Here is a 24,303-nt window from a genome sequence, read left to right on the forward strand (position 1 = left end):
TGCGGGTCGGCACGGATTAATATTGATGAGGCTTGTCGTGGCATACGGGGGCGATCGCGGGCGGACCGCGCGAAAGACCGGGTACTTCATCAGTTTCATGATCCTAGCGATGCTGGCTGGTCTGCCGATTGCCGTCTGGATGGATGTCAGCACCCTTTCGCAAGGCGCACTGAAACGCCAGGCCGAGGACATGAGCTCGCTGATCACCAGCATCCGCTCCTACTATGCCAGCAACGTCGTCGGACGCATCCTCGCGGCCCACGCAGCCGGAGGTGATACCGGCACCGTTGTCACGCACGAGTACGCCGACATTCCGGGCGCAATCCCGATTCCGGCCACGCTTTCGCTCGAACTGGGCGACGTGATCCGCCAGCAGCAGGCCAATATCACCTATCGGTTCCTCTCCGACCTGCCATTCAAGCGACGTCCACCCCATCCGCTTGACCCTTTCGAAACGCAAGCGCTCACTGAGCTTCGGCAAGACCCCAAGCAGACACCAACCGAGATCAGTCGCAGCGGTTTCACCAACACCTTTCGCCTCGTCACCCCCGTCATCATGGGCAAGGCCTGCGTTGCCTGCCACAACACGCATCCGGAGAGCCCGAAAACCGACTGGAAGATCGGAGATGTGCGCGGAATCCAGGAAGTGATCATCAGCCAGCCGTTTGCCCGCAACGTCTTCGCCTTCAAATACCTGCTGGCCTATTTCGGGTGCATGGCAGCCCTCGGCATCGGCTTCGTCGCCTTCCAGCAACGCCAAACCGCCCTGATCGAGGGCTTCAATCATGAACTGGAATCGACGAACGAGTTCCTGGCAAGCATCTCCATGAAGATCTCGCGCTATCTGTCACCGCAGGTCTACAAGAGCATCTTCAGCGGCCAGAAGGATGTCGTCATCCAGACGGAACGCAAGCGGCTGACGATCTTCTTCTCCGACATCAAGGACTTCACCGCCACAACGGAACGGCTGCAGCCGGAAGCGCTGACCGAGATGCTGAACGAATACCTCACCGAAATGTCGGCGATCGCGCTCAAGCACGGCGGCACGCTCGACAAGTTCATTGGCGATGCCGTTCTGGTGTTTTTCGGCGATCCGGAGACCAATGGATCCGTCGAAGACGCGAAGGCGTGCCTGCGCATGGCCGTCGACATGCAGCGGCGTCTTGGCGAACTGAAGGAGAAATGGCGCCTGGACGGCACCGAAGAGCCGTTCGTCGTCCGGATGGGCATCAACTCGGGCTACTGCAACGTCGGCAATTTCGGCAGCAATGACCGGATGGACTACACGATCATCGGCGCCGAGGCCAACCTCGCCGCGCGCCTGCAGTCCATTGCCGAAGGCGGCAAGATCGTCATCAGCTATGAAACCTACGCTCTGGTGAAAGACATCGTCGACGCAACGCCCCTCCCACCGATCACCATGAAGGGCATTCAGCGCGAGATCGTCCCCTATGCCGTCAACGGCCTCCTGGGAGCGGATCGAAACCTTCGTGTGATGAGCGAACATTTCGCCGGACTCGATCTTCACCTGGATATGGCACAGCTTGACCCGGAGGAACGTGCGCGGGTGCGGGCGGCACTGGCGGAGGCGATCGCGGCGGTCGATGCAGAGACTAAACCGTCCTCCTGACATCTGATGGGCGACCAGAAGTCGGGCGAGCGGTGGTGTGACGCATGAACCACCACCGCTCCCCATCGCCCTTCCGTGGATGGCGGAAGGGATCTCTAGTAGGGCAGGCCTACGTAATTCTCCGCGAGGGCGGTGGATGCAGCTCGCGAGTGCGTGAGATAATCGAGCTCGGCTTCCTGGATCTTCTGGTCGAAATCGCCGGTATCGGGGAACCGATGCAACATCGTCGTCATCCACCAGGAGAAACGAACCGCTTTCCACACTCGTGCGAGCGCACGTTGCGAATAGGCATCAATGCCAGCGTTCGAGCCGTCCTGATAGTATTCCGCGAGGCCCGAAAACAGGTAATGTACATCGCTCGCGGCAAGATTAAGGCCCTTTGCGCCAGTCGGCGGAACAATGTGCGCTGCGTCCCCAACCAGAAACATCCGGCCAAAACGCATCGGCTCGGCCACGAAGGAACGAAGCGGCGCGATCGATTTTTCGAAGGACGGTGCAGTGATCAATGCCTCGGCGTGCTGAACCGGCAGCCGGCGCCGCAGCTCGTCCCAGAAGCGGTCGTCGCTCCAGTCTTCGATCTTCTCGTCTACGGGACATTGCAGATAGTAGCGGCTGCGGTGCTCCGAACGCATGGAACAGAGCGCAAAACCACGGGGATGGTTGGCATAGATCAGTTCATGGCTGACAGGCGCCACTTCGGCCAGAATGCCGAGCCAGCCGAAAGGGTAGACCTTCTCGAACGTCCGTATCGCCTTCTCGGGAACGGCCTTGCGGCTCGGCCCGTGGAACCCGTCACAGCCTGCGATGAAGTCGCAATCGATACGCTGTGAAACGCCATCCTTTTCATAGGTAACATAGGGCGTCGCACCGTCGAAGGCGTGTGGCTGAACGTTTGCAGCGTCATAAATGGTCTGGGCGCCACGCATCTCGCGATGCTCCATCAGATCGCGCGTGAGCTCGGTTTGGCCATACACCAGAACGCGTTTTCCACCCGTTAGGCCGAAGAGGTCGATGCGGTGATCCCGGCCATCAAAGGCGAGCGAGATGCCGTCGTGCGGCAAGCCCTCGGCGTGCATCCGGGCACCAGCCTTCGCCTGATCCATGAGGGCGACGGTACCCTCTTCGAGAACACCTGCGCGCACACGTCCGAGAATGTAATCCTTCCCGACCCGATCGATAATAACGTTGTCGATGCCAGCTTCGGTCAGCAACTGACCCAGCAGCAATCCCGAGGGTCCAGAGCCGATAATGGCGACTTGGGTGCGCATTTGTATCCTCCCGCACTTGTCTTTTGCTAAATTGTGCCGGGAGGTGAAGGTTGCAGCAATGGACATTTCGGTCAGTAAATTGCACTAATCGAACATCAAAACGGCAGACGACGATGGCAAAAGCTGTTCCGACCTACGAACTCTATGGCGAGAAAACCGGCAAAAAGCCAGACTTCTGGCTTCATTCCGAGACGATTCCATCTCGCAGCAGTCTACATCACTGGGAGATCCGTCCGCACCGGCACGACAGTTTCTTTCAGATATTGTACATAGATAGCGGATCGGGCGAAGCTCTGTTCGAGGGCAGTTGGCACCAGATGTCAGCACCTGCGGTCGTCACCGTGCCGCCGGGCCTCGATCACGGATTTCGCTTTTCGAAGGACGTCGACGGCTTTGTCGTCACAGTCCTGGCGTCGCATCTGAAGGCCATGCCGGGTGACCGCAGCCGCCTTGGAGAATGGCTGGCAAGTCCGCACCTGACGGCACTCGACATGACGAATGAGGACGCAGCCTATGTCGCTGGCTCTTTACGCCGCTTGGGACAGGAATTTGCCGAGCGCCGTGCTGGCCGCAGCGATCTGCTCGAAGCATATCTAACTGCCGCTCTGCAGTTGATCGTGCGACTGTCGTCCGACCAACGCGAGGAGGGGAGTGCCGCGGATGAAAACGAGCGTCGGATGGAGACCCTGAACGATCTCATTCAGCGCCACTTCCGGTCACACCAGCCCGCCGCCTTCTACGCCGCCGCGCTCGGCATTTCGCCGACACATCTCAACCGCATCGTGCGGGCGAAAACCGGGCACGGCACCCATGATCTCATCGCCCGGAAATTGATCGACGAGGCAAAGCGCGAACTGGTCTTCACCTTCGGCAGCGTACAGGAGATCGGCTACCGCCTGGGCTTTGCCGACCCCGCCTATTTTTCCCGTTTCTTTCACCGGCAGACGGGGCAGACACCGCGAGCCTGGCGCATGGTAGAGCGCGCCAAGCTTGCGGCCTGAGCCGATCGTTATTGCAGGCGGCACCGAGCTGTCGCGCTGCTCAAGAAATCGTTGCAAGCCCGGTCAGGGCATCAATTGTCCGCCGTTGACCTCGATGATCTGGCCCGTGACGTAGCCTGACAAGGTGGGAGAGGCAAGGAACAGGTAGGCGCCGACGCAATCTTCAGGCGTGCCCACAAAGCCCATCGGTATGGACTTTCGCTGCAGTTCCATCTGCTCGTCATTGGTGTAGCGCTCATGAAATGGCGTGGCGATAACGCCGGGCGCCACGGCATTGACGCGAATGCGATCCGCCACGAACTCCTTGGCGTGACCATGGGTAATCGTCGAGACGAAGCCCTTCGACGCCGCATAGAGGATAGCGCCGTTGCCGCCACCGTTGCGCGCTGCAATCGACGTGGTGTTGATGATGAAGCCGCCCTGCTTTTTCAGCCACGGATGCGCCGCGCGCGTGGCGGCAAGGACAGAGCGCGCATTGAGATCCATTACCTTGGCGTAGTGCTCATCGGTATATTCCGACGTCGGCTTTCGACCCAGCATGCCACCCGCGTTGTTGACGAGGCCATCCAGATGACCAAAGGTCTTCGCGGTTTCCTCGACCACGCGCTCGCTTTCGCCTTCGCGTGAGACGTCGCCGTGTATCAGATGCACCGTCCCGCCTTCAGCCCGGATCTCTGCTGCCAGGGCCTCGGCCGCGTCGCGGCTCGAATTATAGTGGATGCCGACCTTCATGCCCTGCGCCGCAAACGCGCGCGCGAGCGCCGCCCCGATCCCAGTCGAGGCACCGGTAATCAACACAGCCTTGCCGGCCAGATCCGGAATCTTGATTGAGGTCAGCATTTGAGCAAGGTTTGCCATGGCAGCAATGATCTCCAGCGAATGAATGGTAGCTTCGAGCGGGTAGGGTGGCGACACTAGCAGCGCCCGTCGCGGTTGCGCAATCGTTTCTGCTCAGTCTGCAGAATCGAGTTCCGGATAGTGCCGAAAGATCCCGTCCTCGTTGAAGGCAAGGCGTCGCGGAGAAGCCAGGTAAGCCGCAATATTTGGCCCTCGCCGCACCGACTCATGGAGTGCGGCAAGTCCGGGATAGCGTTTCGCGTAGCCGCGCATGGCAACCGGGAAGGCGTAAGACAACCCTTCGATGACTTGAAACAACGACAGATCGACATAGGAAAGAGCCGTTCCGACGATATGCCCGCGGCCATCGGAATTTTGCTGCAGGACGCGTTCGAAGTAGCCCAGAAATTTCGGTACCCGATCCGCGATAAAGGCGGCCGAGCGGGCCTTTGCGGCTTCTTTCTGGTCCTCGTAGTAGAGCGACGTCGCAATTGGATGATGCGTGTCGTGCACCTCGGCGACGAAATCGGTGATCGTCAACTGCAAGCCGTTCGCCACATATCGCAGCACTTCGTCCTGCGGTGCCAATCCCAACTTCGGCCCGAGATAAAAAAGGATGTTTGCGACGTGGGAAATGATGACGTCGCCGACCTTGAGAAACGGCGGCGCAAATGGTGGGCAGGCCGCGCCCCTGTCATCCATGATCTTCAGCATGGCTGCTGTTCCTCGCCCCGGTTGGCGAGCCACATCGACATAGTCGGCACCGGCATCTTCAAGTGCGAGGCGCACGAACTCGCCCCGCCCCTGGATACCGTCCCAATAATAAAGCTCGTAGACCATTGTTCCCTCTCACTCGGGCTGTTCACACTTTGCTGAGGAGAATTGGCGCCACGGACCGTGGTGCTTACTTGCGGTAATACCGTCGGGATATTGCGATGACCTTGTCAAAGGTCGTGGCGCGGAGGTCGAGAGACGGGCGCGTGTCGCGGAAAAACAGTGCAACGACATTGTCGACGGCAACGACAACGATCAGAGCAAGCGCCAGATAGGCCACCGCGGCAAAAATCAGAAGGGACATGGCCTCTCACATAGGAGCGATAAACAGGTAGCAGCCTGTAACGATCAGCGAAACGAGAATTGCATCGAAGTAACTTCTGTTCATGGCGCATCTCCTCCTCTTGCAAAACGTCGCGACCCGACTTTTGTTCCCATCGCAGGGCAGTCGTCGCTGGATTTTTCAAGAACACCGATCCGCATGCTCAACGAACATCCGCACGGCTAAAGGAATAGACCACAATTAATTCAAGCGTATGACGCGCGCGGCTACGCCCGCGAGCGCCTCAGGCAAACACGCTTGTCGTGATGGGGATTTCAGACCGGCTTGCTGACTGCAGCAGGCTTCTTTGCGGTGGTCTTGCGCGCGGCCGCCTTGGCAGCGCCATTGGGAGCCGCAACCGCCCGCTTGGTCCGCGTCTTGACTTCCTTGCCATCGAGCGATGCCGCAGAGCCTTCAAGCGCCTCGCGCTCTTTCAAGGCCTGATGCCAGTGGGCGGAATCTCTCCCTGCCGGGCGACCTTCCTCCTCCCAAAGCGCATAGGCACGCTTCTTGATCCACTCTTCCTGAGTTTCCGTCATCGCCGATCTCCAGTCACAAGCTGCCGCAGTGCTAACGCGATACTAGGAGCAGAGTTCCAGACGAAGCGTCACGTTTCAAGTATTTTCTGACACACTGCAAAAATATTTGTCGCAGCGCAGCATTTTGCGACACTTCCACCTTCAAGGCATCGTTTGCAACGACGAGAAGCGCCCCTTTGCTTTCAGCCGCGCGTTGCGAAGCACGATTGAACGGCACCATTTTACCGCTATATTCGCCGTGCATGTTTTATCTCTTATCGACCTATTGGCCTCATATTCTATTCGTTGTCTCATTGGTCATGGGAACGGCGGCGGCGATCCATGCCACCATGACCAAGGAGGAGGTGCGGGCCGCCACCGGCTGGGTCGGTGTGATCCTGCTGTCGCCGATCGTCGGAGCCGTCGTCTACGCGATTGCCGGTATAAACCGCATTCGTAGGGCATCGCTCAGCCTGCGCCGTGACGCGTTGATCCCCGAAGCCGATCTTGACGAGCTGGAGCGGTTCGACGCCGATCCCGAGATCATCATCACCGGATTTGGCCGACGGTTCTCGGCCCTGCAGACACTCGGCGATCGGGTCGCTCGAAATCCCATCGCCACCGGCAACACCATCGACATTCTGGAAACCGGCGATGACTGCTACGCGACAATGAAGGCTGCGATCGACAGCGCCGAACGCAGCGTGCTTCTCGAGACCTACATCTTCGACCGAGATCGCATCGGCCTGCGGATCGCGGATTCGCTGATCGCGGCAGTCAAGCGCGGGATCGAGGTTCGCGTCCTGATCGATGCCGTCGGTGCCCGCTATTCGGTTCCGAGCATCCTTCGCTATCTCAGCAATGGGGGCGTCAACGTCGCCGTATTCAACGGCAACGTCATCATGGGCCTGCGTCTGCCCTATGCGAACCTCCGCACCCACAGGAAGATCCTGATTGTCGACGGCCACACCGCACTGACCGGCGGCATGAACATCAGGGAGGGTTTCACCCGGGAGGTTGCAGGCGAGAACTTCGCCAGGGATACGCATTTCGTCGTGACCGGCCCTGTTATCGCCGATCTGTTCAATGTGGCCGCCGAGGATTGGCGGTTTACAACCGGCGAGATCCTCACCGGCGAAGCCTGGAAAACGGCGATGCCCGAGAGGCAGCCGGGCGATCCGGTGTTCATACGCGTGATCGCGTCCGGCCCCGACAGGAGCATCGAGACGAGCCACAAGATGCTGATGGGCGCCTTTTCGGTTGCCCGCAAATCCATTCGGATCATGTCACCCTACTTCCTGCCGGACCGCGAGCTGATCAGCGCGCTGGCCACGGCCGCACGACGCGGGGTCGAGGTCGATATCGTGGTGCCGGCTGTCAATAACCTCGTGCTCGTGGATCGCGCGATGACGGCACAGTTCGATCAGATCGTCAGCAACTACTGCCGTATCTGGCGCTCCAGCGGCACCTTCAGTCACTCCAAGCTTCTCTCCATCGACGGCGCATGGTCATACGTCGGCTCGTCCAATCTCGACCCTCGCTCGCTGCGACTGAACTTCGAGATCGACCTCGAAGTGTTGAATGAAGGGTTTGCAGCAGAGATCGACGAACATATCGAAGAGGCGATCAAGGGCGCGTCGCCAGTCACGCTGCAGAGCTTGCGCGGCCGACCGTTTGCGGTGCGCCTCTTCGACAAGATCTTCTGGCTTGGCTCGCCATATCTTTAAACTTTGCGTCCATTGCCTATACTGCTCAGCAGAGCACCTTCGATCCACGGAACGCCCGGCACATCCCGATGCATGCCAAGAAAGCCAGCCTGCCCGCGAGCATCCTTGCCTCCATCAGGAACCGCAAGAGACGCTTGACTGCGGCGCATGCGGAAGCGCCACCAAGGGGCGCGGGCACGCTGATTGCGTCCTATAACGTCCACAAGTGCGTCGGAAACGACAGGCGCTTTGACCCTGAGCGCACCAGTCGTGTCATTCACGAGATCGACGCTGACGTCATCGCCCTGCAGGAGGCCGACACGCGCTTCGGTGAGAGAACCGGGATCCTGGACCTCGCGAGGCTGGAGCGGGAAACGGGGCTGCTCCCCGTACCTGTCAGTGGCATGGCCAAGGCGCACGGGTGGCACGGCAATGTCGTGTTGTTCAAGAAGGGTCTGGTACGCGACGTCCACCAGATCAACTTGCCGGGGCTGGAGCCGCGGGGTGCACTGGTCGCCGAACTCGAACTGGAGCAGGGCGGAGCGTTGCGCATCATTGCCGCGCATTTCGGCCTCCTGCGGCACTCCCGCGCCCAGCAGGCCAAAATGCTCGTCGAGCTGATGGCCGAAAAAGTCGAGACGCCGACCATCCTCCTGGGTGACCTCAACGAGTGGCGGCTCGGCGACCGCTCATCGCTGCACACGTTCCAGTCCGCGTTCGGACCGCAGCCAGCCGCCGTCCCGAGCTTCCCGGCCCGCCTGCCGGTTCTTGCGCTGGACCGCATCATGGCCAATCGCAACGGCGTGCTGACGCGCGTCGAGGCGCACGACACGCCGCTCGCCCGCATCGCTTCCGACCATCTGCCGATCAAGGCGCTCCTCAACCTGGAGACTGCGGACAACCAGGAACCTGTGCCGAAAAAGGGAAGGCACAGCGCTTGACTCCACAGGCCGTCATGGCACGTTCTGAGAAAAGCGAGGCGGACGCCTATCGGGGAGAATAGCAGCATGTTGAGGGCGTGGGTGGTGCGGTCGCGAGGTAACAGGCAACCGCACGCAGCTTCGACTGCGCAAATCGTCAGGCGGATCTGTCTGCTGCTGATGATCGCGGCAGGCCCGTCCGCGCTGCCGTTCGACACCGTTTCGGCCCTTGATCCGGCATCTCAGAGTCAGGCGTCGAAGGCTCAGATCGAGAAGCTCTCCGGCATGTTGCAGCAACACTTTGCCGGTGCCGATAGCCTCATGGAACGCCGCTCGGCCTTCGAAGAGCTGATGGCGTCGACACCGGGACCGTCTCGTGTCCAGATCAGGCACGTCGATGCCGGCGGCGTGGACGCGGAACTTATCTGGCCGGCTCGCCTGCATCATCCCATCGGTCGACGCGCGATCCTTTACGTTCACGGTGGTGGCTTCTATGGCGGATCGCTTCAAACCCACAGGGCCTTCGCCGCCGCGCTTGCCAAGGCGTCTTCATCAGACGTCCTGCTGATCAATTACCGGCTTGCGCCGGACTATCCGTTTCCGGCACCGATCGACGATACGCTGACGGCATACCAGTGGCTGCTCGAATCCGGCTACGACAACGACAATGTGGTCATCGCGGGAGATGCCGCCGGTGGAAACCTCGCCATCGAGGCCACGCTGAGACAGATGCAACTCAAGGGGCCGCTTCCGGCCGCCGTCATCGCGGTCAGCCCGATCACTGATCTTGCCGGGACAGGCAACTCATTTGCAGCCAACATCAAGAGCGACCCGCTGTTGAACGCCACGCAGATGGAGGCGGCGCGAAAGGCCTATCTCGGCAGCCGTGCGCCGACCGACCCGCGCGCCTCGCCGCTCTATGCCGACATGACGGGTTTTCCCCCGATCCTGATGCAGGTGGGCTCGAGCGAAGCCCTGCTGGATGACACGTTGCGGCTTGCCGACAAGGCACGCAAGGCCGGCGTAGACGTGACGGCCGAGGTCTGGCCGGGCATGATCCACCAATGGCAGCTGTTTCCCTTCTGGATCGACGATGCGCGGCGCTCCAACCAGAACATGGCCGAGTATGCGATACAGCACTTCGCCGACAAGCCGAAGGAATGACCGCCGCCTCCCGCCTAGATCAGTCCCGGCGCCGATTGTCCTTGCGCCGTGGCTGAAAGGTCGCGATGCGCATGACGTCGTCGATGATCATCAATAGATGCGTCCACATGGCAACTCTCCTTCGACGCCATCTTGACCGCTCTTGCCCTCTGTCTTCAAACGAGCTTATCGTAGTCTTCGAATGACTTGAGGTTATGCGATGAAGCGCGGACATCTGCCTTTGACGGCACTACGAAGCTTCGAGGTAGCGGGACGTCTCGGCAGTTTCACGCGCGCGGCCGACGAGCTTTTCATTTCGCAGGCAGCCGTCAGCCGGCAGATCAGAGATCTGGAAACGACGCTCGGTGAGGCACTTTTCGAACGCCGTCATCGAAGCGTCCACCTGACCGACGCAGGCCACAGGTTGCTCACTATTCTTACGACGTCGTTCGATAAGATTGGCGATTGCCTGGACGGGATACGCAGCAGCAGAAAACAAAACAGCCTGTCCATCAGTGCGGAACCATCGTTTGCCGCATCCTGGCTGGTGCCGCAATTGCCCGACTTTCAGGCGCTACACGCTGATATCGATGTCACCGTCGATTCAGATTCACGACTGGCGGAATTTCGAAGCGGTGAGGCGCAGATCGCCATTCGCCACAGCGTCACGGACACATCTTGGCCGAGGAGCCAGAGCAGGCATCTGGCCGATGTCTGGATGATCCCGGTCGCAGCGCCGGTCGTGCTCACGCAGTCGGTAATCCGCGCGGCCGGTGACTTGCTCAGTCTCCCGCTGCTGCACGAAGAAAACCGTGACGTCTGGAACCGGTGGTTCGAGGCTGCAGGCGTCACGCCGTCAGAGGCTGTCCGCGGAGTTGTCTATGCAGACGGCGGCCTGGTTCTTCAGGCCGTCCTGCGAGGTCAGGGCATCGGTCTCGTGGACCGGATATTTGCCGAGGACGAAATTCGGGCGGGCCGGTTGGCCTGCGTTTTCGATCTCGCCATTCCCCACGGCGCCTACTTCCTCGTGGCCCGTCGCTTCGATCAACTGACGGATCCCGCCCGGCTGTTCTCGACCTGGATTACGTCGAAATTTCAATGATCCGATGGCAGCCAGAACGCTTGACCTCCTTGAGCATTGCGGCTCTGTTGACGTGATTGCTGCTGAAGAGCAGCGGTGAACACCCGTGCCGATGATTTTCAAGGATGAGCCGATGACTGCCAATTTCCACCAGCCGGTCGATGCAGCCGAGGTGCCCCGCTTTGCCGGGCATACGACCTTCATGAGGCTCCCCGCCGTCGCGTCAGCCAAGGGCCTCGACATCGCACTGGTCGGCATTCCGTGGGATGGCGGGACGACCAATCGCGCCGGCGCGCGGCATGGGCCGAGAGAAGTCCGCAGCCAGTCGAGCCTGATGCGACGGGCGCATCATGTGTCGGGTATCGAACCCTTCAGTGCTGCCAATGTCGCAGACGTCGGAGACCTATCCGTCAATCCCATCGATCTCCAGGATGCACTGAAGCGCATCGAAGCCGGCATGGCCGCGATCGTCGGCGAAGGAGCCATCCCGCTGTCGGTCGGCGGCGATCACCTCACGACGCTTCCCGTCCTGCGCGCCGTCGCCAGGAAAGGCCCGGTCGGCCTCATCCATTTCGACGCACATTCCGATACGAACGATACCTATTTCGGTGACAATCCCTATACGCACGGCACCCCGTTCCGCAGGGCGATCGAAGAGGGGCTGCTGGACCCCAAGCGCATCGTGCAGATCGGCATCCGCGGCTCGGTCTACGAGCCGGGCGAGCACGATTGGGCAAGAGCTCAGGGCGTACGCGTCATCTACATGGAAGAATTCGTCGAGCGTGGCGCGGTGGCTGTCATGGAGGAGGCGCGCAGCATCGTTGGAAGCGCTCCGGCCTATGTCTCGTTCGATATCGACAGCATCGATCCGTCGATGGCCCCAGGGACCGGCACCCCTGAAATTGGAGGCTTCAGCACGCGAGAAGCGCAGCAGATGGTGCGGCTCCTCGATGGCGTGAGGATCGTGGGCGCCGACGTCGTGGAAGTGTCCCCGCCATTCGACATCGGCGGCATCACCGCGATTGCCGGCGCGACGATCATGTTCGAGTTGCTTTGCGTGATCGCTGGTCAGGTAGCGGCGACGCGAGAGCGCTAGGCCACAAAGAGAATGGTCGCCGGCAGCAGGCACGGGCGACCTCGCTTCACACATCGATGACGATCTTGCCGTCCGACTGCCGGCCCTCAATAAGGGCATAGGCCTGCTGGGTCGTTTCCAACGTGAAGCGGCGGCCATCGAGCCTGGGAACAATCTGTCCGGCTTCGACAAGCTTGGTCGCCTCCCGCATGATATCCCCGTGATGATCCCGACCTTCGCCTGTCAGCAGCGGAAGCAGCGTGAAGACGCCGGAATAGGTTGCCGCCTTGAATGACAAGGGGGCGAGCACGTGGGCGCCCCAACCGAGACAGCTGACGACATGTCCGAACCGCCTGACGGCCTTGAATGCCATGTCGAGCCCGACCCCGCCGATGGTGTCATAAACGATATCGAACCCTTGGCCCGCGGTCAGGCGATCGACGTAGGCCTCCACGTCTTCCTTATCGCGATCAATGGCCGTTGCTCCGAGGGAGGCAAGATATTCCGCCCGCCGACCGTGATCGACTGCAAAGACCTTGGCTCCCCTGGCTCTGGCGATCTGCACGACCACGTGACCAACGCCGCCAGCCGCGCCGATCACCAGAACGGTCTGATCCGCAGAGACCTTTGCCCGATCCACCAGCCCTTCCCATGCCGTGACGAAGGCCAGAGGAAGGGCGGCGGCATCCCGCATGCTGATATTGCCGGGCTTGCGAGCAAGAAGCGATGCGTCGACAGCCGCGTACTCGGCAAGCGACCCCTGATTGCCACCAACGCCGCCTGTCATGCCGTAAACGTCGTCACCCGGCCGAAAATCTGACACGCCTGAGCCCACCGCCTCGACGGTTCCTGCCATGTCGACACCGAGGATGGCGGGGAGGGGATGATTGGCGTGCGCGGCGCCCCCGATGCGGATCTTCGTATCGAGCGGGTTGATCGCGCTTGCCTTCACGCGCACCAAAACCTGTCCCGCCGCCGGCATCGGCCTTTCGATCTCGGCAAGACGAAAGGGGGTGCCAAAGCTTTCAAGTAGCAGAGCCTTCATGGTCTCCTGCGACGCCATCTGTTGTTCTCCTTGTTCCGATGGCTAGAAGATGGACATTTCACTTCCGTTTGGAAATGAAATAAAATGACATAATACTATGCAAAAATGTTTGGAGTCGTCATGGAGTGGAGTGACCTGCGCGTCTTTCTCGCCATCGCCCGCGAAGGCACCCTGGGCGGGGCAGCGCGAAGAACGGGACAGACCCAGCCCACGATGGGCCGGCGCCTGAAAGCATTGGAGGAAGCGATGGGAACGACCTTGTTCCATCGCACCTCCGAGGGTTTCGTCCTGACAGAGCAGGGCGCTGCGGTTCTTCCTCATGCGGAGCGGATGGAGGAGGAAGCCCTTTCCCTGCAGCGCGAGGTCAGCGGCAAGACCAGGGACCTCAGCGGGCTGATCCGGGTCTCGTCGTCGGATTGGTTCGGCCTACACGTCCTGTCTCCGGTCCTCGCGTCATTCTCACTGGCATTCCCCCGGATCATTGTGGAGTTGGTGACCGACTCGCGGCTCCTCAGTCTCGCCCGCCGTGAAGCCGATGTCGTCTTTCGCATCCGGCCGTTCAGCGAGGCTGACGTCATCTCCAGGCGTCTCCTTCGCATCGACTATGGGCTTTATGCACGCGCCGACGACGAGGTCGGCGATCTCGGCGACGGATCCAGACACCGGCTCGTCACCATGGATGAAGCCTTTGGCGGCATGCCCGACGTCGAGTGGGCACGCGAAGTCCTGCCGAACGCACAGATCGTTGCGCGCAGCAACAACAGGGACGTCCAGGCGAGCCTTTGCGCCCATGGTGCCGGCATCGCCATCCTGCCGCGCCCGCTGGGCGACGCGCGCGCGGATCTCAAGCGCCTCCCATTCGACAGGACACCACCAAGCCGGGACACCTATCTCGGCTACCACAAGGACCTGCGCCGTTCCCCGCGCCTGCGCGCCCTGCTCGATCATGTGGTCAAGCGGCTGTCACGCTGAAGCGTTCCATTTCACGACACGACAGTTCTCGCGGACAACTTCGTGCTCGCCCGCAACACTTAAGCCGCCTACAACAGCACGACGGTTGCCGAAGAAAGAGGTCACCGATGACAGGGAGAAGCTCATGACGTTCGACGATCTCGCCAATCCACCCTACAATCTCGACGGTCAGCGGATCGGCTGGGTGAAGGACGCTCTTTCCCGTCTCTCCGACGACGATCGGCTATCCCAGCTCTTCAACCTCGTGCTGTTCGGCAATGATCCCGGTGAGATCGAGCGCATCAAGAACTTCCGGCCGGGAAGCATCACCCGTTTCGGCGGTGCCGACGCCACCACGGAGCGGGCCCTGATCGCGATGCTGAACGAGGCTGTTCCGGTGCCGCTCCTCGTCTCCGCCGATCTCGAGGGAAGCAGGCTCAGCCTGGCGGGCGCCGCCGAGATGCCCAACCCGCTGGGGCTCGCCGCGCTCAACGACGTCGAAGCAACCCAGGAAGTCAGCAGCATCATGGCGCAGGAGGCGCGCGCTGCAGGCATCAATTGGTCGTTCACGCCGGTGCTCGACATCAATGCCGCCTTCCGAAGCTCGATCGTGGCGACGCGCGGTTTCGGCTCGGACATCGATACGATCGAGCGGCATGCCATCAAGCAGATGGAGGTCTTTCAGAGGCATGGCGTCGCCTCAGCCGTCAAGCATTGGCCCGGCGAGGGGTTCGACGACCGTGACCAACATCTCCTGACGACGGTTAATCCGCTCGATCTGAAACGTTGGGAGGAAAGCTTCGGCAGGCTCTACCGACGGGCAATCGATTCCGGCGTGTTGTCGGTCATGTCCGCGCACATCGCTTTCCCTGCGTTCATCCGTTCGCTCGTTCCGGACGCAGGGCTGGAGGCTTATCGCCCCGCATCGATCAGCCGGCTGCTCAACGAGGACCTGTTGCGCAAGCGGCTGGGCTTTAACGGCGTGATCGTCTCCGACGCCACGCCGATGGCCGGCCTCGGGTCATGGTCGAAGCGTTCCGAGCACCTGCCCGAGATCATTGCATCCGGCTGCGATGTCATTCTCTTCTCAGACGATTGGGAGGCGGATATCGGCTATCTGAAGGCGGCACTTGCCGATGGTCGCCTGACCGCCGCGCGGATCGAAGACGCGCTCATCCGGCAACTTGGCCTGAAGGCTGCGCTTGGCCTGGACCGACCCCAGTCCGCGCCGACGATCGACAAGGCCCGCAACAACGCGTTCGGTGAAGCGCTTGCCCGACGCATCCCGACCTTGGTCAAGGACGTCGCCGAAACCCTGCCGCTCAATGTGGGGGATCACCGGCGAGTTCTGGTCTTCTCCGGCGACATCGTCATTCCCTTCCTCCGCGAACCATTGCAGTTCGCGCTTCCCGATATGTTGCGCCAGGAAGGCTTTGAAGTGACGGTGCACACGCCCGACAGCGACCTCGATCCCCGAAATTTCGATCTGGTTCTCTATCTTCTGGGAGACGAGACGCTTCTGACACGCGGACGCGTATTCCTGGACTGGCTGAAACTTACCGGCAGTTTCGGCAATGCCATGCACCGGAGCTGGCACGAAGTTCCCACGGTGATGATTTCGTTCGGATATCCGTATCTGCTTTACGATGCGCCGCGCGTGCCGACCTACGTCAACGCGTACTCGACAACCGAGACGATGCAGCGCGCGGTCGTCGATGCACTCGTGGGTCGGGTGCCATGGAACCGCAACAACCCCGTCGATCCATTCTGCGGACTGGATGACGCACGGTTCTGATCAAAACGCCGGGCCATGAGCCATGACCCGGCGATGACTTTACCGAGGCGCTTCGTCGAGCGCCTCGTCTTTGGTATCAAACGCGGCTAGACGCGCTCGAGCGCAATCGCGATACCTTGACCGACACCGATGCACATCGTTGCCAGGGCATATTTGCCGCCACGCAGGGAAAGTTCGAGCGCCGCGGTTCCCGAGATACGGGCACCCGACATTCCAAGAGGATGGCCAAGCGCAATGGCGCCACCATTCGGGTTCACGTGGTCGGCGCCTTCTGCCAGTCCGAGATCGCGAAGCACCGCGATGCCTTGTGAGGCGAAAGCCTCGTTGAGTTCGACAACGTCAAAGTCCGCCGGAGAAAGGCCAATGAGGGCGCAGAGCTTTCTGGTCGCCGGAGCAGGGCCAAAGCCCATGATCCGGGGTGCAACGCCGGCCGTTGCGCCACCCATGATACGAGCGATCGGGGTCAGGCCATACTTCTTGGCGGCGGCTTCGGATGCGATGATGAGAGCGGCAGCGCCGTCGTTGACGCCGGACGCGTTACCCGCGGTCACCGTGGCGCCTTCGCGCTTGTTCACCGGGTTAAGCTTCGCGAGCGCTTCCATGCTCGTCGCGCGCGGATGCTCATCCCTAGACACGATGATGGGATCACCCTTGCGCTGCTTGATGGTGACGGTGGTGATTTCCTTCGAGAGGCGTCCGTTGGCCTGTGCGGCCGCCGCCTTCTCCTGGGAGCGCACGGCAAACGCGTCCTGATCCTCTCGCGAGACCTTGAAATCGATCGCCACGTTGTCCCCGGTCTCGGGCATTGAATCGACGCCGTATTGCTGCTTCATCAAGGGATTGATGAAACGCCAGCCGATGGTCGTGTCATAGATTTCCGCGTTGCGGGAAAAGGCCGAATCCGCCTTGGGAACGATGAAGGGGGCACGGCTCATGCTTTCCACCCCGCCGGCGATCATCAGCTCGGCTTCGCCGGCCTTGATGGCGCGCGCTGCGGTGATCACGGCATCCATGCCAGAACCGCAAAGCCGGTTCATGGTCGTGCCCGGAACGGATACCGGGAGACCCGCGAGCAGTGAGGACATGCGAGCAACGTTGCGGTTGTCTTCGCCGGCCTGGTTGGCACAGCCGTAGATAACGTCCGCGACAGCTTCCCAGTCGACGCCCGCGTTGCGCTCCATCAGAGCCTTGAGGGGAATGGCACCCAGATCATCGGGGCGCACAGCCGAAAGAGCACCTGCGTAACGTCCGATCGGCGTACGAATGTAGTCGCAAATAAATGCATCGGTCATCGGTCGTTTCCTTAAAGTTCCGGGACGACGAGGTCGCCGATTGGACCATCGACGATCAACGGAGCGCCGGTCATCGCTTGGAGTTCCTCGACCGTCATTGCCGAGAGCTTTTCTCGCACCACGAAGCGCCCGTTGACGACATCGATTACGGCGTGGCTGGTATAGATGCGGGTGATGCAGCCGACCCCTGTGAGCGGGAACGTGCACCGGTCGACGAGCTTTGGCTCGCCGTTTTTGGTGACATGCTCGGTAATGACGAAGACCTGCTTGGCCCCATGGACGAGATCCATCGCACCACCGACAGCCGGAACACCCTTGCTGCCGACCCGCCAGTTCGCAAGGTCACCGTTCTGCGCGACCTGATAGGCACCGAGGATCGCCACATCCAGATGCCCGCCGCGGACCATGGCAAAGCTGTCGGCATGATGGAAGAAGGCCGAACCCGGCTTGAGGGTGACCGCCTTCTTGCCGGCGTTAATCAGATCCCAGTCTTCTTCGCCTGCAGGCGGAGCCTCGCCGAAATCGAGGATGCCGTTCTCCGTATGAAAGATCGCCTGTCGGCCTGGAGGCTGATACTTCGCGACCATCTCTGGAAAGCCGATGCCGAGATTGACGTAGGCGCCATCCTCAATGTCCTGTGCCGCACGCCAGGCGATCTGCGAATTCGTCAGCTTGATATCTTCACGAGTATCGACGGTCATACGTAGGCCACTCCTGCGCGAATAAGATCTTCTTCCTGTTTCGGATCGGTGACTTCGACAACCTTGTCGACAAAGATGCCGGGCGTCACAACGTGCTCCGGATCGATGCCACCCAGAGGCACGATTTTCGAAGCCTGCACGATCGTCTTCGCGGCCGCCATGCACATCAGCGGATTAAAGTTGCGGGCGGCCTTGTTGTAGGTGAGGTTGCCGTGAATGTCGGCGACGTGGGCTTTGACGATCGCAAAATCGGCTTTCAACCAACGTTCCTGAACATATTGGCGGCCGTCGAACTCGGCGATCGGCTTGCCGACCGCGAGTTCAGTGCCAAAGCTGGTCGGCGTGTAGAACGCCGGGATGCCGGCCCCACCTGCACGGATGCGTTCGGCCAGTGTTCCTTGCGGAACGAGTTCAAGCTCGATTTCACCGGCGAGGTACTTTTCGGTAAAGGCGCGGGGATCTGAAGAGCGCGGAAAGGAACAGATCATTTTCTTGACCATGCCCGCATCGATCATGGCGGCAATGCCGATCCGTCCGTTGCCGGCGTTGTTGTTGATGACCGTGAGGTTTTTCGGCCCCTTGTCGATCAGCGCATGGATGAGCTCGATCGGCGCGCCCGAACCACCGAAGCCACCGATCATCACAGTCGCACCATCGCCAATTGCAGAGACGGCTTCCGCCGCGCTCCCAATAGTCTTGTCCATAGATGTCTCCTTGCCGATGCACGCACCTTATGCCGGCCGCGCCTCCTAGCCTTTAAATAAATCCAAGGGGCGAGTTGCAGCAATACCGAATGTGCGATAATTGATATTTGTTCATATAGCGCACAAAGGCCGCCCAGTGACGAAAAATGAAATGCGCGCCACGTTGAAGGAAACCGATTTTGTCAGCGGCTTCGCAAAGGGCCTGCGCGTAATCGAGTCCTTCGGAGAACAGGATCGGCGCCTGTCCATCAGCGACGTTGCCAGGAAGACGGAACTTGACCGGGCAACGGTCAGGCGCTCGCTGCTGACATTGGTCGAGCTCGGCTATGCCGACTACGACGGGAAATTCTTCACCCTGACGTCGCGCGTCCTGAGGCTGGGGCATTCCTACCTGTCGGCGACGCCGCTGCCCTTGCTCCTGCAGCCCCATTTGGACCTCTTGTCCGACAAGACAGGCCAGAGCTCATCCGCCTCCGTTCTCGACGATACCGAGATCGTCTACATCGCGCGCGCATCCCAACGGCGGGTCATGTCGATCAACCTCAACCCCGGCAGCCGATTGCCGGTCTACTGCTCCTCCATGGGGCGCGTTCTTCTTTCGGCGCTTCCTGAAGATGACATCCGCAGCGCCCTGTCGAGAACGGAGCTGAGGGCCAACACCGATCGCACGATCGTCGACATCGATGAGCTGATGGCGGAGATCCGGCGCGTACGGGAGCAGGGCTATGCGGTGATCAATCAGGAACTCGAGCTGGGCTTGTGCTCGATCGCTGTTCCTCTTCGCAACAGAAGAGGTGTCACCATCGCAGCCTTGAATGTCGGCGCACCCGCTGCACACGTCTCGCCCGAACAGATGGTCAGCCTGTTCCTCCCGCTGCTGCAGGAAGCTGCCGAGAACATTCGCCTGTCCTTGGGTTGAGCGCGCCCCCGCTCTCGGATGAGATTCGCGCTGTCAGAGCATCCCGAATAGCGCGCTCTTGCGCTGTGGATATCGCGCGGCGCTCGTCGCGTTTAGGTCCCACAAGAACCTGAGCCGCCTCAACAAATTCGCGCGTCACTGGCATAGCGCCAACCTTGCGAGAGATGGCTTCGGGCGAGTTTAATTCTTCAATATAAATCATTTAAAACAGTAGCTTAGGACGACACCCTCCACTGCCTGCAGGTTGCGTTAGCCAGATTTAGTTCCAAGATCTGGGACCGGATGGCCGCACCGCTCCACGCAAAATCACACAACTTAGAAGACGGCTTGACGCGTCGAAATCTTTGAGAAATGCTAAGATGTCAGACCAATTTATAAGGTCGGCTGCCTATAAGAATTTTGGGGAACCATGAAGGCACCAATCAGCCAGAGGCCGATCATTCGGCCGCTTCCGACGATGGATCGCGCGCGTCAGGTCACCGATGCGCTGGCGGACTACGTCAAGGACGCAGCGCTCGAGGCCGGCGACCGCCTGCCGGCGGAACGTGAGCTGATGGCGGCCCTCCAGGTCGGGCGCTCCACCATCCGTGAGGCGATCCGCCACTTCCAGGCGCTCGGCGTCATCGAGACCCGGAAGGGAAGCGGTACCTATCTGCTCAAGCCCGTCTCCAAGGCGACGATCCACATGCCGCTGTCGCTCGACACGACGCATCTGCGCGACGCGCTGCTGCAGACACTCGAAGTTCGACGCGGCATCGAATGCGAAGCCGGCATGGTGGCTTCCCTGAAGCGCACGCCACAGGACCTCGTCGTCATCGAGGAAAAGCTCAGCGAGATGGAGCGGGTCCACATCAAGGAAGGCACGTCGGGGCCGGAAGACCTTGCCTTCCACCTGGCCATCTACGACGCGACCCATAACCCACTGTTTCGCCAGCTTCTCGAGCAGATGCGCGAGACCTTCTGGCAGTTCTGGCAACACCCCTTCGAGCGGCAGGATTTCGCCCGCCGCTCCTTTCCGTTCCACCGCACCCTCTTCAACGCGATCGCCGCCCGCAATCCCGAGGCAGCGCGCGCAGAGACACTGAAAATCCTCGAAGTTGTCGAGGAAGACATTAAGGAAATGTCCAAATGAGCAACGGCGCAGACCCGTTCGAAATTGCATCCCTCATCACGGCGCACGACGAAGGAAACTTCGCCGAAGCTGTGGTGCCGCCGATTTTTCAGACATCGCTTTTCACTTTCTCCGACTATGACGACATGATCGCGTCCTACCGAGGCGAGAAGGTCCGGCCGATCTATACCCGTGGCCTCAATCCCACGGTACGCATGTTCGAAGAAATGCTGGCCAAACTCGAGGGTGCTGAAGATGCTCTCGGCTTTGCCAGCGGCATGGCGGCCATCTCGTCGTCGGTCTTGGCCTTTGTCGAGCCGGGCGACCGTATCGTCGCCGTCAAGCACGTCTATCCCGATGCCTTCCGCCTGTTCGGCACTATCCTGAAGCGCATGAAGGTCGACGTCACCTACGTCGACGGTCGGGACGAAGAAGCCGTCGCCAAGGCACTCCCCGGCGCCAAGCTGTTCTACATGGAAAGCCCGACCAGCTGGGTGATGGAAGCCCACGACGTCGGCGCGCTTGCCGCGCTGGCCAAGCAACATGGCGTCGTGTCGATGATCGACAACAGCTGGGCGAGCCCGGTCTTCCAGCGGCCGATCACCCTCGGCGTCGACCTCGTCATCCACTCCGCCTCCAAATATCTCGGCGGCCACAGCGACGTCGTCGCCGGCGTCGTTGCCGGATCGAAAGAGATGATCGCGCGGGTCAAGGCTGAGTCCTATCCCTATCTCGGCGGCAAGCTTTCGCCATTCGATGCATGGCTTCTCATCCGCGGCATGCGCACGCTGCCGATCCGCATGAAGGCGCACGAGGCGGCGGGCATGACCATCGCAAAGCGCCTGCAGGAACTGGATGTGGTGGAGACCGTCTGCCATCCGGGTCTCGCCAACCGCCTGCCGGCGGGCCTGAACGGCACGTCCGGCCTGTTCTCGTTCATTTTCCGGGAGGGCGTCGATATCCGCGCCTTCGCCGATCATCTCAAGCTCTTCAAACTGGGAGTGAGCTGGGGTGGACACGAAAGCCTGATCGTACCAGGCGAGGTGGTCCTTCAACAGAAGGCACAGCCAAACTCCGCGCATACCTTCGGGATCCATGCGCGGTCCGTACGCCTCCATGTCGGCCTCGAAGGAACCGAGGCGCTGTGGAGGGATATCGAAGAGGCGCTCGCCGTCGCTTCGTGACGCCTACAACCCGAGGAAAAACCTGGAAGGGGGAACCAAGCATGAAAAGACTGATCACCGCAACGCTATTCGCCACGATGATGGCCGGTACGGCGTTTGCCGATACCACGCTGAAGCTTGTCGAAGTCATCACCAGCCCGGAGCGCACCGAGACGCTGAAGTCGATCGTCGGCAAGTTCGAAGCCGCCAATCCCGGCACCAAGGTAGACATCATTTCGCTGCCGTGGAACGAAGCGTTCCAGAAGTTCGCGACAATGGTATCGGCAGGCGACACGCCTGACGTCATGGAAATGCCGGACACCTGGCTCTCCCTCTATGCCAATAACGGCATGCTGGAAAGCCTCGAGCCTTACCTGGCGAAGTGGGAATACACCGCCGGCCTGACGCCGCGTGCGCTTGAACTCGGCCGCGACGTCAAGAACACCGCTTACATGCTGCCCTACGGCTTCTATCTGCGCGCCCTGTTCTACAACAAGAACCTGTTCAAGGAAGCCGGCGTTTCCGAGCCGCCGAAGACGATGGACGAATTCGTCGCGGCCTCCGAGAAGGTCTCCAAGCTGCCGGGCAAGTCCGGCTACTGCCTGCGCGGCGGTCCGGGCGGCCTGAACGGCTGGGTGATGTTCGGCGCCACGATGGCGGGCTCCAACAAGTTCTTCAACGAAGACGGCACCTCGACCATGAACAGCGAAGGCTGGGCCAAGGGCCTGGAGTGGGTGGTCGACCTCTACAAGAAGGGCCTGGCACCGAAGGACAGCGTCAACTGGGGCTTCAACGAGACCGTCGCCGGCTTCTATTCCGGCACCTGCGCGATGCTCGACCAGGATCCGGATGCTCTGATCGCGGTTGCCCAGCGCATGAAGCCAGAGGATTTCGGCGTCACCAAGATGCCGGTCGGTCCGAGCGGCAAGGGCTTCACGACGATCGGCTTCGCCGGTTGGTCGATGTTCTCCACCAGCCAGAACAAGGACCTGTCCTGGAAGCTGATCGAAACGCTCGAATCGCCGGAAGGCAACATCGAGTGGAACAAGCGTACAGGCGCGCTGCCGGTTCACACCGCCGCGGCAAAGGACCCCTTCTACGCGAGCGAGCAGTTCAAGGGCTGGTTCGACGAACTGGCCGACGCGAACATCGTGCCGACCGTCATGCCGACCTACCTCGAGGAATTCGCCTTCTTCAAGGATTCGCTTGCCATCAAGACAACGCAGCAGGCGCTTCTCGGCGACATCACGCCGAAGGAACTGGCTGACCAGTGGGCAGACTACCTGACCAAGGCACAGCAGAAGTACCTCGCCAAGAAGTAATCTGACCTCCCGGGGCGGCGGCATCATCCGCCGCCCCGACCATCAGTGACCACAGCGCAAACGCTGCGAAACCGGAATTTTTGCCCGATGACCATGACCGCCGATACGCTCGACAGTCGCCGCGACCGCAGGCCGTGGCTGAAGCGCGTCGCCGATGCCTCGGAACCCTATCTCTACAGCGCGCCGTCGCTGATCCTCATCATTGCCGTGATGCTGGTGCCATTGACGATCGGTGTGTCCTACGCGTTCCGCGACATTCAGCTCCTCAATCCTTTCTCCGGCGGCTTCATCGGCCTCGATCACTTTCGCGCATTGTCTCAGGATGCGGCTTTTTACGGCGCCTTGAAAAATACGCTCTGGTGGACCGGCGCCTCCGTCATGTTGCAGTTCGCCTTCGGCCTGATCCTGGCCCTGCTGCTCGACAAGCCGTTCTGGGGCCGCGGTCTCGTGCAGGCGCTGGTGTTTCTTCCCTGGGCCGTGCCGTCGTTCCTCGCCGGTCTCAATTGGGCGTGGCTGTTCAATCCTGTTATCGGGCCAATTCCGCATTGGCTCTACGCCCTGGGCCTGATGAGCGAGCCGGGCAATATCCTGTCGGATCCGCACTATGCGATGTGGGGCCCGATCATCGCCAACGTCTGGTGGGGCATTCCGTTCTTCGCCATCACGCTGCTCGCGGCTTTGCAGGCGATCCCGCGCGACCTCTACGAAGCGGCCTCGATTGACGGCGCCACCTGGTTCCAGCGTTTCCGCTCGATCACCCTGCCGTTTCTGGCGCCGACGATCGCGATTACCGTCCTGCTTCGCACCGTCTGGGTTTCCAATTTCGCCGACCTGATTGTCGTCATGACCGGCGGCGGCCCGGCAGATCGCACGCAGATCGTCGCCAGCTATATCTTCACCCAGGCCTTCAAGCGGCTCGACTTCGGCTACGCCTCGGCCATCGCGCTGGTGTTGCTGGCGCTGCTGCTTGCCTATTCCATGCTGATCATCCTGCTGCGGCAGACCCTGCTGAACAAGGATTGAAG

The 24,303-nt window shown here is 60.8% G+C and carries 23 protein-coding genes; 14 read left to right on the top strand and 9 right to left on the bottom strand.

The genetic code is table 11. The features are described from left to right. Window positions 1-25 precede the first annotated feature (25 nt). Window positions 26-1,630: an adenylate/guanylate cyclase domain-containing protein gene (locus QTL94_RS08290; protein WP_289801214.1), complete on the top strand. Its 1,605-nt coding sequence runs from the start codon at window positions 26-28 to the stop codon at window positions 1,628-1,630. Window positions 1,631-1,725: 95 nt separating this feature from the next. Here the strand turns inward: QTL94_RS08290 and pobA are convergent, their stop codons facing one another. Further along, a complete protein-coding gene (pobA, locus tag QTL94_RS08295; RefSeq protein WP_113522736.1) occupies window positions 1,726-2,898 on the bottom strand; it encodes a 4-hydroxybenzoate 3-monooxygenase in 1,173 nt (390 codons plus the stop codon). 113 nt (window positions 2,899-3,011) lie between these two features. Here pobA and QTL94_RS08300 point away from each other — a divergent pair, with 113 nt between their 5' ends. Continuing rightward, window positions 3,012-3,899 (top strand): helix-turn-helix domain-containing protein, encoded by an 888-nt coding sequence (locus tag QTL94_RS08300; protein ID WP_289801215.1) that lies wholly within the window; start codon window positions 3,012-3,014, stop codon window positions 3,897-3,899. Between the two features lie 63 nt (window positions 3,900-3,962). On the opposite strand, the gene QTL94_RS08305 is transcribed toward QTL94_RS08300, so the two are convergent. The 4 genes from QTL94_RS08305 to QTL94_RS08320 form a co-directional block, all read right to left on the bottom strand. Further along, entirely contained in the window at window positions 3,963-4,757 is a 795-nt protein-coding gene (locus tag QTL94_RS08305; protein WP_065692985.1) for an SDR family NAD(P)-dependent oxidoreductase, read from the bottom strand. A 93-nt stretch (window positions 4,758-4,850) separates the two neighbouring features. After that, the gene (locus QTL94_RS08310; RefSeq protein ID WP_289801216.1) at window positions 4,851-5,576 is read right to left on the bottom strand and encodes a glutathione S-transferase; all 726 of its coding nucleotides are present in this window, start codon (window positions 5,574-5,576) and stop codon (window positions 4,851-4,853) included. Window positions 5,577-5,640: 64 nt separating this feature from the next. Further along, window positions 5,641-5,814 carry a hypothetical protein gene (locus tag QTL94_RS08315; RefSeq protein ID WP_198928727.1) on the bottom strand — a complete coding sequence of 58 codons (174 nt, stop codon included), beginning with the start codon at window positions 5,812-5,814 and terminating at the stop codon, window positions 5,641-5,643. Between the two features lie 293 nt (window positions 5,815-6,107). Further along, window positions 6,108-6,371 carry a DUF2934 domain-containing protein gene (locus tag QTL94_RS08320; RefSeq protein ID WP_289801217.1) on the bottom strand — a complete coding sequence of 88 codons (264 nt, stop codon included), beginning with the start codon at window positions 6,369-6,371 and terminating at the stop codon, window positions 6,108-6,110. Window positions 6,372-6,613: 242 nt separating this feature from the next. Here QTL94_RS08320 and QTL94_RS08325 point away from each other — a divergent pair, with 242 nt between their 5' ends. The 5 genes from QTL94_RS08325 (at window position 6,614) to speB (ending at window position 12,296) form a co-directional block, all read left to right on the top strand. Next, window positions 6,614-8,077, top strand: a complete 1,464-nt coding sequence (locus QTL94_RS08325) for a phospholipase D-like domain-containing protein (RefSeq protein WP_289801218.1) — start codon at window positions 6,614-6,616, stop codon at window positions 8,075-8,077. Between the two features lie 68 nt (window positions 8,078-8,145). Beyond that, the gene (locus QTL94_RS08330) at window positions 8,146-8,997 is read left to right on the top strand and encodes an endonuclease/exonuclease/phosphatase family protein (RefSeq protein WP_289801219.1); all 852 of its coding nucleotides are present in this window, start codon (window positions 8,146-8,148) and stop codon (window positions 8,995-8,997) included. 159 nt (window positions 8,998-9,156) lie between these two features. Continuing rightward, window positions 9,157-10,140: an alpha/beta hydrolase gene (locus QTL94_RS08335; RefSeq protein ID WP_289801220.1), complete on the top strand. Its 984-nt coding sequence runs from the start codon at window positions 9,157-9,159 to the stop codon at window positions 10,138-10,140. Between the two features lie 199 nt (window positions 10,141-10,339). Next, complete coding sequence (locus tag QTL94_RS08340; RefSeq protein WP_289801221.1) at window positions 10,340-11,221, top strand: LysR substrate-binding domain-containing protein; 882 nt, start codon at window positions 10,340-10,342, stop codon at window positions 11,219-11,221. Between the two features lie 112 nt (window positions 11,222-11,333). Further along, the gene (speB, locus tag QTL94_RS08345) at window positions 11,334-12,296 is read left to right on the top strand and encodes an agmatinase (RefSeq protein WP_065692983.1); all 963 of its coding nucleotides are present in this window, start codon (window positions 11,334-11,336) and stop codon (window positions 12,294-12,296) included. A 46-nt stretch (window positions 12,297-12,342) separates the two neighbouring features. Here speB and QTL94_RS08350 read toward each other — a convergent pair whose 3' ends face one another. After that, complete coding sequence (locus tag QTL94_RS08350; protein ID WP_065692754.1) at window positions 12,343-13,338, bottom strand: zinc-dependent alcohol dehydrogenase family protein; 996 nt, start codon at window positions 13,336-13,338, stop codon at window positions 12,343-12,345. Window positions 13,339-13,440: 102 nt separating this feature from the next. Here QTL94_RS08350 and QTL94_RS08355 point away from each other — a divergent pair, with 102 nt between their 5' ends. Continuing rightward, window positions 13,441-14,292: a LysR family transcriptional regulator gene (locus QTL94_RS08355; protein WP_289801222.1), complete on the top strand. Its 852-nt coding sequence runs from the start codon at window positions 13,441-13,443 to the stop codon at window positions 14,290-14,292. Window positions 14,293-14,416: 124 nt separating this feature from the next. Next, complete coding sequence (locus tag QTL94_RS08360; protein WP_289801223.1) at window positions 14,417-16,066, top strand: glycoside hydrolase family 3 protein; 1,650 nt, start codon at window positions 14,417-14,419, stop codon at window positions 16,064-16,066. An 86-nt stretch (window positions 16,067-16,152) separates the two neighbouring features. Here the strand turns inward: QTL94_RS08360 and pcaF are convergent, their stop codons facing one another. Genes pcaF through QTL94_RS08375 form a run of 3 tightly spaced genes read right to left on the bottom strand, consistent with a single transcriptional unit; the run spans window position 16,153 to window position 18,763 of the window. Further along, window positions 16,153-17,358, bottom strand: coding sequence for a 3-oxoadipyl-CoA thiolase (pcaF, locus tag QTL94_RS08365; RefSeq protein WP_289801224.1), 1,206 nt, complete (start codon window positions 17,356-17,358; stop codon window positions 16,153-16,155). Between the two features lie 11 nt (window positions 17,359-17,369). Beyond that, the gene (locus QTL94_RS08370; RefSeq protein ID WP_065692751.1) at window positions 17,370-18,059 is read right to left on the bottom strand and encodes a CoA transferase subunit B; all 690 of its coding nucleotides are present in this window, start codon (window positions 18,057-18,059) and stop codon (window positions 17,370-17,372) included. Then, window positions 18,056-18,763 (bottom strand): 3-oxoacid CoA-transferase subunit A, encoded by a 708-nt coding sequence (locus tag QTL94_RS08375; protein ID WP_065692750.1) that lies wholly within the window; start codon window positions 18,761-18,763, stop codon window positions 18,056-18,058. The genes QTL94_RS08370 and QTL94_RS08375 overlap by 4 nt, the downstream gene beginning before the upstream one ends. A 163-nt stretch (window positions 18,764-18,926) precedes the next feature. On the opposite strand from QTL94_RS08375, the gene QTL94_RS08380 reads away from it, so the two are divergent. The 5 genes from QTL94_RS08380 to QTL94_RS08400 all read left to right on the top strand — a co-directional run bounded on the left by QTL94_RS08380 (window position 18,927) and on the right by QTL94_RS08400 (window position 24,301). Beyond that, entirely contained in the window at window positions 18,927-19,682 is a 756-nt protein-coding gene (locus tag QTL94_RS08380; protein WP_065692981.1) for an IclR family transcriptional regulator domain-containing protein, read from the top strand. Window positions 19,683-20,091: 409 nt separating this feature from the next. Continuing rightward, entirely contained in the window at window positions 20,092-20,814 is a 723-nt protein-coding gene (locus tag QTL94_RS08385) for a FadR/GntR family transcriptional regulator (RefSeq protein ID WP_065692749.1), read from the top strand. Then, complete coding sequence (locus QTL94_RS08390; protein ID WP_065692748.1) at window positions 20,811-21,977, top strand: PLP-dependent transferase; 1,167 nt, start codon at window positions 20,811-20,813, stop codon at window positions 21,975-21,977. The genes QTL94_RS08385 and QTL94_RS08390 overlap by 4 nt, the downstream gene beginning before the upstream one ends. Before the next feature lie 41 nt (window positions 21,978-22,018). Next, the gene (locus QTL94_RS08395) at window positions 22,019-23,278 is read left to right on the top strand and encodes an ABC transporter substrate-binding protein (protein WP_065692747.1); all 1,260 of its coding nucleotides are present in this window, start codon (window positions 22,019-22,021) and stop codon (window positions 23,276-23,278) included. A gap of 87 nt (window positions 23,279-23,365) precedes the next feature. After that, entirely contained in the window at window positions 23,366-24,301 is a 936-nt protein-coding gene (locus QTL94_RS08400; protein WP_065692746.1) for a carbohydrate ABC transporter permease, read from the top strand. Window positions 24,302-24,303: the final 2 nt, after the last annotated feature.

Source organism: Rhizobium sp. S96 (genome assembly GCF_030382195.1).
GTDB lineage: Bacteria > Pseudomonadota > Alphaproteobacteria > Rhizobiales > Rhizobiaceae > Rhizobium.